Consider the following 382-nt stretch of genomic DNA (forward strand, 5'->3'; position numbering starts at 1 on the left):
TCGACGATCGGGATCATGGCGCTGCCGGTAGCGCTGCTGATGATCGGCGGGGAGTTCGATCTGTCGGCCGGTGTCGCCGTGATCACCTCGGCGCTCACCGCGGCCATGCTCAGCTTCCAGCTGACCACGAACGTCTGGGTCGGTGTGATCGCCGCGCTGATCGTGTCGCTGGCGGTCGGCTTCTTCAACGGCTGGGTGATGGTCAGGACGGGGCTCCCCAGCTTCCTGGTCACCCTGGGCACCTTCCTGATCCTCCAGGGCGCCAACCTCGCGGTGACCAAGCTGGTCACCGGCAACGTCGCCACCGACGACATCAGCGACATGGACGGCTTCGACCAGGCCAAGAAGATCTTCGCGTCCTCGTTCGACGTCGGCGGCGTCC

Annotated in this window: 1 protein-coding gene; it reads left to right on the forward strand. The window is 66.0% G+C overall.

What is annotated here, in order from left to right; all coding sequences use genetic code 11:
* A partial coding sequence (locus tag AC5P09_RS52185) for an ABC transporter permease subunit (RefSeq protein WP_493880660.1) occupies window positions 1-382 on the forward strand: 382 nt, incomplete at both ends.

The sequence above is a fragment of the Streptomyces sp. a15 genome (genome assembly GCF_059026085.1).